The 12,318-nt window shown below is 60.9% G+C and carries 11 protein-coding genes; 8 read left to right on the top strand and 3 right to left on the bottom strand.

Features of this window, described 5'->3' with window-relative positions:
* Positions 1-52: 52 nt before the first annotated feature.
* The 3 genes from J7447_RS15205 to J7447_RS15215 all read right to left on the bottom strand — a co-directional run bounded on the left by J7447_RS15205 (position 53) and on the right by J7447_RS15215 (position 3,808).
* Positions 53-1,252 carry a substrate-binding domain-containing protein gene (locus tag J7447_RS15205; RefSeq protein ID WP_023003024.1) on the bottom strand — a complete coding sequence of 400 codons (1,200 nt, stop codon included), beginning with the start codon at positions 1,250-1,252 and terminating at the stop codon, positions 53-55.
* Positions 1,253-1,930: 678 nt separating this feature from the next.
* Positions 1,931-2,992 carry a sn-glycerol-3-phosphate ABC transporter ATP-binding protein UgpC gene (ugpC, locus tag J7447_RS15210; RefSeq protein ID WP_209170099.1) on the bottom strand — a complete coding sequence of 354 codons (1,062 nt, stop codon included), beginning with the start codon at positions 2,990-2,992 and terminating at the stop codon, positions 1,931-1,933.
* 27 nt (positions 2,993-3,019) lie between these two features.
* Positions 3,020-3,808 (bottom strand): IclR family transcriptional regulator, encoded by a 789-nt coding sequence (locus tag J7447_RS15215; RefSeq protein ID WP_055656799.1) that lies wholly within the window; start codon positions 3,806-3,808, stop codon positions 3,020-3,022.
* Between the two features lie 118 nt (positions 3,809-3,926).
* Here J7447_RS15215 and J7447_RS15220 point away from each other — a divergent pair, with 118 nt between their 5' ends.
* The 8 genes from J7447_RS15220 (at position 3,927) to J7447_RS15255 (ending at position 12,311) form a co-directional block, all read left to right on the top strand.
* Positions 3,927-5,186, top strand: a complete 1,260-nt coding sequence (locus J7447_RS15220) for an extracellular solute-binding protein (protein WP_023003021.1) — start codon at positions 3,927-3,929, stop codon at positions 5,184-5,186.
* A gap of 87 nt (positions 5,187-5,273) precedes the next feature.
* Positions 5,274-6,191, top strand: coding sequence for a sugar ABC transporter permease (locus tag J7447_RS15225; RefSeq protein ID WP_023003020.1), 918 nt, complete (start codon positions 5,274-5,276; stop codon positions 6,189-6,191).
* 1 nt (position 6,192) lies between these two features.
* Positions 6,193-7,041 (top strand): carbohydrate ABC transporter permease, encoded by an 849-nt coding sequence (locus J7447_RS15230; protein ID WP_023003019.1) that lies wholly within the window; start codon positions 6,193-6,195, stop codon positions 7,039-7,041.
* Positions 7,038-9,113 carry an alpha-galactosidase gene (locus tag J7447_RS15235; protein WP_209170100.1) on the top strand — a complete coding sequence of 692 codons (2,076 nt, stop codon included), beginning with the start codon at positions 7,038-7,040 and terminating at the stop codon, positions 9,111-9,113. Before J7447_RS15230 ends, J7447_RS15235 begins: the two co-directional genes overlap by 4 nt.
* A gap of 61 nt (positions 9,114-9,174) precedes the next feature.
* Entirely contained in the window at positions 9,175-9,939 is a 765-nt protein-coding gene (locus tag J7447_RS15240) for an SDR family oxidoreductase (RefSeq protein WP_209170101.1), read from the top strand.
* On the top strand, positions 9,936-10,856 hold the full coding sequence (locus J7447_RS15245) for a 2-dehydro-3-deoxygalactonokinase (RefSeq protein ID WP_209170102.1): 921 nt from the start codon (positions 9,936-9,938) through the stop codon (positions 10,854-10,856). Before J7447_RS15240 ends, J7447_RS15245 begins: the two co-directional genes overlap by 4 nt.
* On the top strand, positions 10,853-11,467 hold the full coding sequence (locus J7447_RS15250; RefSeq protein WP_023003015.1) for a 2-dehydro-3-deoxy-6-phosphogalactonate aldolase: 615 nt from the start codon (positions 10,853-10,855) through the stop codon (positions 11,465-11,467). Before J7447_RS15245 ends, J7447_RS15250 begins: the two co-directional genes overlap by 4 nt.
* 4 nt (positions 11,468-11,471) lie before the next feature.
* Positions 11,472-12,311 (top strand): SMP-30/gluconolactonase/LRE family protein, encoded by an 840-nt coding sequence (locus tag J7447_RS15255; RefSeq protein WP_209170103.1) that lies wholly within the window; start codon positions 11,472-11,474, stop codon positions 12,309-12,311.
* Positions 12,312-12,318: the final 7 nt, after the last annotated feature.

Genomic DNA, 12,318 nt, shown 5'->3' on the forward strand with positions numbered 1-12,318 from the left:
GTCTTGGGGCCACGCGGGCGAAGCTGAAGGCTCCGCCGCGTCTTCATTCGGCTTACTGGTTGCGCACCGGGATGTTCATGTCCTCGATTGTCAACTCGCGCACCAGCTCCGGGATGCCCCATTCGACATCCGGATCGACCTTGATCTTGAAGTGATACATCGACTGCAGAGCCTGGTGATCTTCCGCCCGGAACATCATCTTGCCCTTTGGCGTTTCAAACTCCATGCCTTCCATGGCAGTGATCAGGTCTTCGGTCTCCGTGGACCCGGCCTTGCGGATCGCCTCGACAATGGCAATGCCGGAAGACATGCCACCCGCGGTGAAGAAGTCCGGCGGCGCATTGAAGCGCTTCTGGTGTTCGGCCACCAGCCAGTCGTTCACCGGATTCTTCGGGATTTCGTAATAGTAGTAGGTCGCGCCTTCCATGCCCGGCAGTTCCTTGTAGGCCGCCATGGCCGCCAGGATGTTGCCGCCCGTGGCGATCTCGACACCAAAGCGCTCCGGCTCCATTGCCTTGATCTTGCTGATCGGATTGCCGCCACCGGCCCAGATCACGAACAGGAACTTGCGGCCCGGCTCATCCTTCAGGGCATCAAAGACGCGCTGCGCATTGGCTGTGAAATCCTTGGTATCGGTCGGCGCATATTCCTCGAACACCAATTTGGCACCCGTGCCTTCCAGTGCTTCCTTGAAGGCGGCGACGCCGTCACGGCCGAAGGCATAGTCCTGTGCAAGCGTCGCGATGGAGACGCCTTCCTGCCCCAGTGCGACAGCGTTGGCGATCGCGTCCTGGGACGAGTTCCGCGCGGTGCGGAAGATGTAGCGGTTCCAGTTCTCGCCGGTGATGCTGTCGGCAACCGCCGGCTCCACCAGAAGCACCTTCTCGTATTCTTCGGCGACCGGCAGCATGGCCAGCGCAACGCCGGAGGAGACGGGGCCGACGGCGATATCGACTTCATCGTCACCATAGGCTTCCGCCAGCGCGGCCTTGCCGATATCCGGCTTCAGCTGGGTGTCCTTCTCGATGACCACGATCTTGCGGCCGTCGATTTCCATGGTGCCGTCGGTGGCATATTCGAGACCCATCATCAGGCCGGTATGCGACTGTTTCGCATAGGCCTCCAGGGCACCGGTCTTGCCGTAAACATGGGCGATCTTGATATCGTCGGCCTGGGCACCGGCAATCCCGGCAGCCGCCACGCTGATGCCAGCCAGAAGCGGTACGGCCCAGCGGAAAACGCGTTTCGTCATTAATTCTCCTCCCGTTGCGCGAAAGGCCGGCAAACCTGCCCGGCCGCTCCCACGGCCTCCACAGGGTAACATCATCGCCTGACGCTGGAATATATGACACATGAATCAGTATTCATGTCAAGGCAAGATACGTGTTCGAAGTTGCCGCCTTTCCGGGCGGGTCGTCACTTAGCATAACACGAGCTCATGACAGATGAATGCAGCCCGGTCCTGCAAAGACACAGCACCAAGAGCGGCAGCGCAATGCCAGACAGTCATGTGATAAAGACTGTCTGAAGGATGATGACAGAGGGAAAAGATCGGCCCTGACAGGAGAGCCGCCAAAATCGTCAAAAAACAGACTCGCCACCAGACGAATGCAATGCAAGCGACCCGCGGACCAGATGCCCTGCGTCCCGGCATAAGTGGAAAGGCGTCCTCAGCTCCCTGCGCAATCCGGTTGCCAGCCCCTCGGGAACGTCACCATCTACGGCTGTCCACCGTCATTCCGAACAAGCGCAGCATAAGCTGCGTGCAGATCCGGAATCCAGCGCATCTGCGTGAGTGTAGCGAACTCCTTTTCGTACGAGGAGACGCGCCAATGGCACGGCTGATAGCCTGATTCCGGTTCGGCATTGTCTCACTTGTCCAAAACCACGTGCGGAAGGTGGGCCGCCTGGACAAGTCGCCTCGGCGAGACTACCTCAGCCGCTGTTCCGTCTTCGCATCGAAGAACAACGCCGAAGCCGGATCGAAGTCGATGGCGACAGTTCCATCAGAAACAGGCGCATCCTCACCCTTGGTTTCCACGATCACACGCTCGCCCGTCGGGCAGATGAGATAGGAATAGGCGACGCCGCCGAGTTGCTCGCACAGATCAACCTTCGCCCCTTCCTGCGCAGGCGAGACTTTCAGATGCTGCGGGCGCAGACCGACCAGCACCTTTTCACCCTTGGCGGGCAGCGCGACCGATGTCGGCACGGCAACACCGCCGAACGCGGCAACACTGACCTCACCCTCCCCGGCAGTACCTTCCACGAAGTTCATGCTGGGGGAACCGATGAAACCGGCGACGAACCTGTTGTCCGGATCGGAATAGAGCTGCATCGGCGAGCCCACCTGCTCGATATTGCCACCACGCAGAACCACGATCTTGTCCGCCAGCGTCATCGCCTCGACCTGGTCGTGCGTCACGTAGATCATCGTCGCGCCGATATCCTTGTGCAGTCGGGCGATCTCCACGCGCATGTCGACACGCAGCTCGGCATCCAGGTTGGAGAGCGGTTCGTCGAACAGAAACACCTCCGGGCCACGCACGATGGCCCGGCCAATCGCAACACGCTGGCGCTGCCCGCCGGAAAGCGCCTTCGGCTTGCGCTTCAGATATGGGTCCAGCTTCAGGATGCGACTGGCCTCGGCGACCTTGGACTGGATCTCCGCTTTGGGATGACCGTTCATCTTCAGCCCGAAGCCCATGTTCTCCTCGACCGTCATATGCGGGTAAAGCGCATAGGTCTGGAACACCATGGCCACTCCCCGCTCGGCCGGATCTGACTTGGTCACATCACGGTCACCGATCTCGATGCTGCCGTCGGTCGTTTCTTCCAGCCCGGCGATCATGCGCAGCAGCGTGGACTTGCCACAGCCGGACGGACCGACAAAAACGCAGAACTCGCCATGCTCGATCTGAAGGTCCACTCCGTGGATGACTTCCAGGTCGCCATATTTCTTGACGGCTTTTGTCAGTGTGACGCCAGACATGTAATTCTCTCTCCCTTGGGATTCTTGTTAGGCAGGGAACTGCCAGTCCTCGACCGCCGCCGCGATCTTCGAGGCCGTATCCAGCAATGCGGGCCGTGCCTCCAGAAGCTGTTCGAGGCTCTTGCGCTGCGTGGACGTGGTAACGGAAAGCGCCCCGACCGGCCGCCCCTTGGACGACAGGATCGGCGCTGCAATGCAGATGATGCCGGGCTCGTGTTCCTCGCGGTCGTAGGACAGCCCCTCTTCGCGGATCTTTTCCAGGTCCGCACGCAGTTCAGCTTCGCTGGCCAGCGTTGCCGGGGTGTAGCGATAGAACGACTGCTTCTTCAAAACGTGATCGAGGTCCGCAGGCTCCAGAAAGGCCATCAGGGCCTTGCCGACCCCGGTGCAATAGGCCGGACCAACCTTGCCGGCCTGCGAAAACATGTCGATGGCATTGGTCGGATTGCGCTTGTCGACATAGAGCACCTGCCCGCTGTCGAGCTGTGCCAGGTGCACCGTTTCGCCGACAGCTTCCGACAAGGCGTTGATGAAGGGCCGCGCAATCGGCGCGATGGAGCTTTGCCGCCAGGCCGCATGTGCCAGCCGCACCAGGCGGATACCCAGCGAATAGGTCTGCTGGCGCTCGTCGTAGGCCAGCATGCCCTGGCTCACCAGCGTCTGCAGCAGCCGGTACAGCGTCGCCTTGGGATGAGTGCTTTCAGAAAGCAGTTCGGAAAAGCGCACGGGCCGGCCCACAGCCGCAACCTTGTCCAGCACTTCCAGCGCCTTGCCGACCGTGCCGTCACCTGTCGATGACCCCGCCTGTTTGTTCATCAGCTCCTCCTTCGGCCCGTTTCTTGTCGTCGAGCCTGTTGACAACTTATCGCCATCGCATCAAAGTATCAATATACAAAACTAAGTTTCACATAATGGAACCAAAAGGGAGGACACCATGCGTTCCATGCTGAAAACGTCCGTAGCGGCATTTGCCATGTTGGCAGCCGCGATGGGCGCAGCTTCTGCTGACGGCCTGACAGGCAATCTGAAAATCTTTCTCGACACATCGAACCCGGCGCCGCGTGCGACCATGGAAGAGATGATCGCTCAGTTCCAGGAGAAGAACCCGGAGCTGAACATCGAGACGACGGTGATTGACCGGGAAGCCTACAAGACCCAGATCCGCAACTTCCTGACGGCAAATGCGCCGGACGTTGCCACCTGGTACGCGGCCAACCGCATGCGGCCTTACGTGGAGGCCGGCCTCTTCGAGGACGTGTCCGACCTTTGGGCGGATCCGGCAATTGCCGACAACCTCGCCTCTACCAAGGGTGCGATGACCATCGACGGCAAGCAGTGGGGCGTGCCCTACACCTACTATCAGTGGGGTGTTTACTACCGCAAAGACATCTTCGACGAGCTTGGCCTGTCCGAACCCACCACTTGGGAAGAGGAAAAGGCGAACTGCCAGAAGATCATCGATGCCGGCAAGAAGTGCTACACGATCGGCACCAAGTTCCTCTGGACCGCAGGTGGCTGGTTCGACTACCTGAACATGCGCACCAACGGCTTCGACTTCCACATGGACCTGCTCACGGGCAAGGCGTCCTGGAAGTCCGACGAAGTCCGCAAGACCTTCGCCAACTGGCGCGAGCTCATCGACATGGGCGCCTTCATCGACAACCATCAGACCTACTCCTGGCAGGAAGCTCTGCCGTTCATGGTCAAGGGCGATGCAGCCGCTTACCTGATGGGCAACTTCGCCGTGGCACCGCTGCGCGAAGCCGGTCTTTCCGATGACCAGATCGATTTCTACCAGTTCGTGGAAATCACGCCGGGCATCGCCAAGGCGGAAGACGCGCCGACCGATACCTTCCACATTCCGGCCAATGCCGAGAACAAGGAAAACGCGCGCGAATTCCTGAAGTTCGCGGTCTCGCCGGACGTCCAGACCTGGATCAACGACGGCAAGCACCTCGGCCAGCTCCCGGTGAACGCCAAGTCGTCCGTGGACCAGGACAAGTTCCTGGAACAGGGCTTTGAGATGCTGTCCACGAACTCCCCGGGTGGCGTTGCCCAGTTCTTCGACCGCGACGCCCCGGCTGAAATGGCAAAGGTTGCCATGGAAGGCCTGCAGGAATTCATGGTCAAGCCGGACAACCTGGACAAGATCCTGGATCGTTTGGACCGCGCCCAACAGCGTATCTACAAATAAGGTCTGCCTTCGCATGACCGGACAGGGGGCAACAGCTCCCTGTCCTCTTTTCCGGTATACGCCGACGACTCACGAAGAGTTCCGAAAATGGCCCAAGCATCCGTCGCCGAGACCCGCCAGAGTTCCTGGTGGCATCGCAACCAGCAGCAGTTGACACCCTGGCTGTTCCTGGCTCCCGGGATCCTGTTCTTCCTGTTCTATGTGATCTTTCCGATTTTCCAGTCGTTCAACCTGTCGCTCTACGAGTGGGACGGTTTGGGCCAGGCGGAATATGTCGGGCTCTACAATTACGAGGAACTCTACTGGGATGACGCGTTCTACACCTCGCTGAAGAACAACGTCATCTGGCTGCTGCTCTATCTGCTTGCCATTCCGGCCGGTCTGTTCATCGCGCTGTTCCTGAACCAGACCGTCACCGGCATCCGGCTCTACAAATCCCTGTTCTTCTTTCCCTTCGTGATCTCCCAGGTCGTCGTCGGCCTGGTGTTCACCTGGTTCTACGACCCGACATTCGGCATCCTCAACGTTCTGCTCGGCGCGGTCGGCCTGCCGCCGCTCAACGTGCTGGGGGACGAGAACTGGGTCACCGTGGGCATCATCGTCGCGGGCCTCTGGCCCCAGACGGCCTATTGCATGATCCTCTATCTCACCGGCCTCAACGCGGTTGATCCGGAGCAGATCGAGGCCGGACGCCTCGACGGCGCCAAGGGCTGGCGCATGCTCTGGTACATCATCGTGCCGCAGCTTCGCCCGGCCACCTTCATCGCCTTCGTCGTCACCATCATCGGCGCTTTGCGCTCTTTCGACCTGATTTCGGTCATGACCAACGGCGGGCCCTTCGGCGCCAGCCGGGTGCTCAGCTTCTACATGTTCGAGGTCGCACTCTCCGAATACGGCTTCCGCATGGGCTACGGCGCGGCCATTGCCGTGGTGCTGTTCCTGATCATGCTGGCCTTCATCGCCTACTTCCTCTGGTCGATGTACAAAGAAGAAAAGGCGCGCTGACATGTTCCCGACACCGATCGAACGCACGTCCCGCCCCTGGCAGATCACCTATCAGACGCTGCTTCCGCTGGCGCTGATCCTGTGGCTGCTGCCGCTGATCGCGGTCGCCATCTTTTCGGTCAAGCCGGATTCGGATTTCGCCAACGCCAACTACTGGGGCTGGCCGTCATCCTTCGAAGGCTTCACCAACTACGCGCTGGTCTTCACCGGCTCGGACATGCCGCAGTATTTGCTGAACTCGTTCAAGATCACCATTCCAACGGTGATCGGCGCGGTTGGCCTCTCGTGCATGACCGGCTTCGCCCTCGGCATCTACAAGTTCAAGGCAAATATCTGGCTCTTCTTCATGTTCGTGGCGGGCAACTTCGTGCCATTCCAGATCCTGATGGTACCGGTGCGCGACCTGACCCTGCAGATGGGCCTCTATAACACCATCACCGGTCTGGTTCTGTTCCACATCGCCTTCCAGACCGGCTTCTGCACACTCTTCATGCGCAACTTCATCCGTGCCCTGCCGTTTGAGCTGATAGAGGCCGCGCGCGTTGAGGGCGTCTCCGAATGGCGGATCTTCTGGTACGTGGTGCTACCGCTAATGAAGCCGGCCATTGCCGCGCTGTCGGTGCTGATCTTCACCTTCATCTGGAACGACTACTTCTGGGCCGTGGTGCTGACCCAGGGCGTTGAAAGCCAGCCTGTCACCGCCGGCATCACGTCCTTCAACGCGCAATATCGTGCTGCCTACCACCTGATGAGCGCCGGTTCCATCGTGGCCGCCCTGCCGCCTGTCGCCATGTTCTTCCTGATGCAGCGCCACTTTATTGCAGGCCTCACACTCGGAGCCGTGAAATGATCCGCAGCTGGCATCTTGGAGATGACAGACAGAGCCTGGTCCTGGCCAGCTTCGACGACCGATTGCCGGAAGCCGTCTACTGGGGGCCCGCCCTTCCCACTGGCGAAAACCTGGAGACGCTTTCGGCAGCCGCACTTGCCGACGTCACCGGTGGCATGGTCGACCGCAACGCCGGTCTGAGCCTGTGTCCGGAAGCCTCCGAAAGCTTCCCCGGGCAAACCGGCCTGACTGCAAGGAACGCATCCGGCGCGCCGCTCATGCCCAGTTTCCGGTTCGAAAGCGAAGCCGCTTCGGAGCATGGCCTGACGCTTGTCTTTGCCGACAACAGCCTTGATCTCAGCCTCGTCTTCGATCTCGTCCTGACACCGGAAACCTCCCTGTTAAAGCTTCAGACACGGCTGGAAAGCGTCGATGAGATCACGGTCGACTGGCTGGCGGCTCCGGTTCTGCCGGTCCCGGCTTACACTGGCGAGATGATCGAGTTTTCCGGCCGCTGGTGCGCGGAATTCCTGACCCGCCGCCTGCCGTTTGCGCCCGGTTCCCGTGTCCGCGACAACCGCACGGGCCGCACGGACCACGCCCATTTCCCGGGGCTTGTCGTCTGCAATGCCGGAACGTCCAACACGGCCGGTGAAGCTTTCGCGTTTCACTATGGCTGGTCCGGGGGCCACAAGATGGTTGCCGAGGAACTTGCCGATGGCCGTCGACAGGTCCAGTTCGGCCACGCCACTGCCAGCCTTGCCAGCGGACGCCACTTCGTCAGCGCACCGCTCTACGCAACCTATTCCGCCACCGGCTTCAACGGTGCCGCCGTTCGGTTCCAGCGCCATGTTCGCGACCATGTGGTTCAGGGAGCCCGCACTCCCCGCCCGGTCCACTACAATTGCTGGGAAGCGGTCTATTTCAAACACGACCTCGACGAACTCAAAGCCATCGCCTCCCAAGCGGCGGACCTGGGCGCCGAGCGCTTTGTGCTGGACGACGGCTGGTTTGGCCGCCGGGATGACGACACCTCGTCTCTGGGAGACTGGGTGATCGACAAACGCAAGTACCCGGACGGCCTCACCCCGCTGATCGACCATATCAAGGCGCTCGGCATGGAGTTCGGCATCTGGTTCGAACCGGAAATGGTCAACGAGGACAGTGACCTCTGCCGCGCTCATCCCGACTGGGTGCTCGGCCACGCCGACCAGATCCGCGGACGCCAGCAACTGGTGCTGGACATGTCCAACCAGGAGGTTCGCGACTATCTTTATGCCCACATCGCCGACGTCCTGAAAAACAACGACATCGGCTACATCAAGTGGGACCACAACCGCATCCTGCCCGTGGTCGATGCCGAACAGGCCGAAGGCTTTTACGAGCTGGTCGACCGTCTGCGGTCCGATTTTCCGGCAGTGGAGATCGAGAGCTGCTCGTCCGGCGGCGGGCGGATCGACTTCGGCGTCCTGGAACGCACGCACCGGGTCTGGCTTTCGGACAGTAACGATGCGCTGGAACGCCAGCGTATTCAGCACGATGCCGCCCTGTTCCTGCCAGCCTCGGTAACAGGCTCTCACGTCGGGCCCCGTCACTGCCATACTTCCGGCCGCACGCTGGACATTCGTTTGCGCGCCTGGACCGCGGCTCAACGCCACATGGGCTTCGAGATGGACCCGCGTGAGCTGTCGGAAGCCGAAGCCGAGACGCTGCGCAATGTCACGAGCTGGTGGAAAGCCAACCGGGACTGGATGATGCAGGCCGATATCCTGCGGCTCGACAGCGCCGATCCGGCCGTGATCGCAGAACAGCAGCTTGCCGGCGACGGCAGCCGGTTCGTTGCGTTTGCCGCGCTGACGCGACCAAGTGACCAGATCCTGCCGCGTCCGTTGCGCTTGACCGGTCTGGACCCGCAAGGCAGATACAGGCTATCTCTCGTCAATCGGGACGATGCGCCCCGGCTGTCCCGCGGTGCGCCTCTCCTGAAACATCAAGACCTTGAAGCCAGTGGACAATATCTGATGTCCCACGGGCTCACGCTCCCCTGGCGGTTCCCTGAAACCGTCTGGGTTGTGGAAGGCGAACGTCTTTGAGTAACGTTACTCAAAACGAACCGATTTCGGCTTAGGCCGCCAAAACAATTGAGGAAGTGCCATGTACGCAACATACTCGGATCTCGACAACGTATCGGTATTCATCACCGGTGGCGGCTCCGGCATTGGCGCGGCGCTGACGGAGGGCTTTCTGCGGCAGGGGGCGAAGGTCGCCTTTGTGCAGCGTTCCGACGCAGCGCCCTTCTGCGACGAGATGGAACAGAAATACGGCCGCCGTCCGCTGTTCCTGCCCTGTGACATCACAGACATGGGTGCCCTCAAGGCGGCCATGGATCAGGCAGCCGAAGCCCATGGCCCGATCACAGTTCTGGTCAACAATGCCGCGAACGACAAACGCCACAAGACCGAAGAGGTTGACGAGGCGTTCTGGGACTGGTCCGTGGCGATCAACCTGAAAGCCTATTTCTTTGCCTGCCAGCATGTGGTTGCCGGCATGCGAGCGGCCGGCGGTGGCTCCATCGTCAACTTCTCGTCCATCTCCTACATGATGGGCAATGCGGGCTACCCGGTCTACACGACCGCGAATTCCGGCATCAACGGCATGACCCGCAGCCTCGCACGGGAATTCGGCCCGGAGAACATCCGCGTCAACGCAATTGCGCCCGGCTGGGTCCTGACCCAGAAGCAGAAGGACATGTGGGTAACGCCGGAAGGTCTGGCAGCGCACATCGACCGGCAGTGTCTCAAGGTTGAACTGCAGCCGGACGACATGGTTGACCCGGTGCTTTTCCTTGCCTCCAGAACCAGCAAGGCGATGACCGGACAGGCGCTGGTCGTGGATGGCGGCGTGGTGGTGACGGGATGAACACACATCCAAAAGCGTCCTGGATCGCGGCGGATTGGGGCACCACCAATCTGCGCATCTGGGCGCTTGACGAAGCCGGCGGCATCCTTGCCCATCGCAGCTCCGAAAAGGGCATGGGGCGACTGGAGAAACAGGATTTCGAACCCGCTCTGATCGAACTGATCGCTGACCTCCTGAAGGACGGTGAGGTCACACCTGTGATCGTCTGCGGCATGGCCGGGTCCCGGCAGGGTTGGGCCGAAGCTCCCTACATGACCGTACCCTGCGCGCCGCCGTCGATCCGGAACGCTACCCGGGTGGACGCAGCCGACCCGCGCCTCGACGTGCGCATCCTGCCGGGCATCAAGCAGCTCACACCTCCCGATGTCATGCGCGGCGAGGAAACGCAGATCGCCGGATTCCTTGCGGAAAATCAGACCTATTCCGGCACCTTGTGCCTGCCTGGAACGCACACCAAATGGGTCGCCTTACAGGACGGACGAATTGAGCGGTTCCGCACCTTCATGACAGGAGAGACCTTCGCGCTTCTGTCCAAACACTCCGTCCTGCGGCACGGCCTTTCCGCCGATGACCTCGACAGCACAGCCTTTGCCGAAGCGGCCGAACACAGTTTCAATGCGCCCGAAGCGCTGACTGCCGATCTCTTCGGTGTGCGCGCCGCAGGCCTTGTTGCTGACCTTGGCTCGGCACAGGCAAGCGGCAGATTATCGGGGCTTCTGATCGGAGCCGAACTGGCCGCTGTCAGCCGTGATTTCGACCTTGGTAACACGGCCCTGCTGGGCAGCGACAAGATCGCCGGTGCCTATCGCAGCGCCTTGACACATCTCGGCCATACCTCAAGGCAGCTCGATGCGGAAACCATCACCTTGAAGGGGCTGACCCTTGCCTATTCCTTCTACGAACCGGAGCATTCATGAGCCGTAACCTGATAGCCATCCTGCGCGGCCTGACCCCGGACGAGGCTCTGCCCGTTACCGAATGCCTGATTGCCGCCGGCATCACTCGTATCGAGGTTCCGCTCAACTCGCCGGACCCGCTTGTCAGCATTGCCGCCATGGCAAAGGCCTTTTCGTCGAACGCCGAGATCGGCGCAGGCACCGTACTGGCGCCCGAACAGGTGCGCGACGTCAAGAACGCCGGCGGCACGCTGATCGTGTCACCCGACTGCAATCCGGATGTCATCAAGACGACGAAAGCCGAAGGCATGTCTTCTTTTCCCGGTGTGATGACACCAAGCGAGTGCTTCACGGCGCTGCGCAGCGGGGCAGACGGCCTGAAGTTCTTTCCCGCCTCGCTCATCGGTCCGGACGGACTGAAGGCGATGCTGGCGGTATTGCCGAAGGGCACTGCGACCTATGCCGTGGGCGGTGCCGGCCCGGACAATTTCGGGGACTGGATCAAGGCCGGGGCTGCCGGCTTCGGCATCGGAACGGCTCTGTTCAAACCCGGTTTCAGTGTTGCCGAAGTCAGCGAACGGGCCGAAAAAATCGTCGCCGCCTACGACGCGGCCGTTGCAGCATGCAGGTGATGTCATGAGCACAGTTTTCGACGAGCGCCAGTGCACCCTTGGCGAAGGCCCGTTGTGGCATCCCGAACGCCAGCAGCTGTTCTGGTTCGACATTCTCAACAAGCGCCTGCTCAGCCGCGACAACGGCACGGAAAAGACCTGGCAGTTCGATGAATATGTTTCTGCCGCAGGCTGGGTCAGCCGGACCGAACTCCTGATCGCCAGCTCTTCGAAGCTGTTCCTGTTCAATCTGGAAACGGAAGCCTCCGCAAAGATCTGCGATCTGGAGGCCGACAACGCGGTGACTCGATCCAATGACGGCAGGGCAGATCCCAAGGGAGGCTTCTGGATCGGCACCATGGGCTTTGGCGCCGAAAAGAACGCCGGATCGATCTACCGCTATTACAAGGGAGAGCTGCGCAAGCTGTTCTCCGACATCACCATTTCCAACGCGATCTGTTTTTCGCCGGACGGCAAGACGGCCTATTTCGCCGACACCGACACCCTGACCATTCAGAAGGTCGCCCTGGACGCCGAGGGCTGGCCAGCAGGTGCGCCGTCCCTGTTCGTCGATCTGTCCGCCGACGGGTTCAATCCGGATGGCGCCGTGGTCGATAGCGAGGGGTTCCTGTGGAACGCCCATTGGGGGGCGAACCACGTTGCACGCTATAATGCGGACGGGAAATTTGCCGAGGCCGTTTCCATGCCTGCAAAACAGATTTCCTGCCCGGCATTCGGCGGGGCGGATCTGCAGACGCTCTTTGCCACATCCGCCACCGAAGGTCTTACTGGCGAGCACGAAGGCAAGACCTATTTCGCGCAAGTGAAGGTTCGTGGACAGAGCGAGCACAGGGTCTTGCTCTAACAGGTCC

It is taken from the genome of Labrenzia sp. R5_0 (genome assembly GCF_017743835.1).
Classification (GTDB): Bacteria; Pseudomonadota; Alphaproteobacteria; order Rhizobiales; family Stappiaceae; genus Roseibium; species Roseibium algicola.

Excerpts from the sequence above, each read along its gene's own strand:
- J7447_RS15205 (WP_023003024.1), bottom strand. The coding sequence starts at position 1,252 with ATGACGAAACGCGTTTTCCGCTGGGCCGTACCGCTTCTGGCTGGCATC.
- ugpC (WP_209170099.1), bottom strand. The coding sequence starts at position 2,992 with ATGTCTGGCGTCACACTGACAAAAGCCGTCAAGAAATATGGCGACCTG.
- J7447_RS15215 (WP_055656799.1), bottom strand. The coding sequence starts at position 3,808 with ATGAACAAACAGGCGGGGTCATCGACAGGTGACGGCACGGTCGGCAAG.
- J7447_RS15220 (WP_023003021.1), top strand. The coding sequence starts at position 3,927 with ATGCGTTCCATGCTGAAAACGTCCGTAGCGGCATTTGCCATGTTGGCA.
- J7447_RS15225 (WP_023003020.1), top strand. The coding sequence starts at position 5,274 with ATGGCCCAAGCATCCGTCGCCGAGACCCGCCAGAGTTCCTGGTGGCAT.
- J7447_RS15230 (WP_023003019.1), top strand. The coding sequence starts at position 6,193 with ATGTTCCCGACACCGATCGAACGCACGTCCCGCCCCTGGCAGATCACC.
- J7447_RS15235 (WP_209170100.1), top strand. The coding sequence starts at position 7,038 with ATGATCCGCAGCTGGCATCTTGGAGATGACAGACAGAGCCTGGTCCTG.
- J7447_RS15240 (WP_209170101.1), top strand. The coding sequence starts at position 9,175 with ATGTACGCAACATACTCGGATCTCGACAACGTATCGGTATTCATCACC.
- J7447_RS15245 (WP_209170102.1), top strand. The coding sequence starts at position 9,936 with ATGAACACACATCCAAAAGCGTCCTGGATCGCGGCGGATTGGGGCACC.
- J7447_RS15250 (WP_023003015.1), top strand. The coding sequence starts at position 10,853 with ATGAGCCGTAACCTGATAGCCATCCTGCGCGGCCTGACCCCGGACGAG.
- J7447_RS15255 (WP_209170103.1), top strand. The coding sequence starts at position 11,472 with ATGAGCACAGTTTTCGACGAGCGCCAGTGCACCCTTGGCGAAGGCCCG.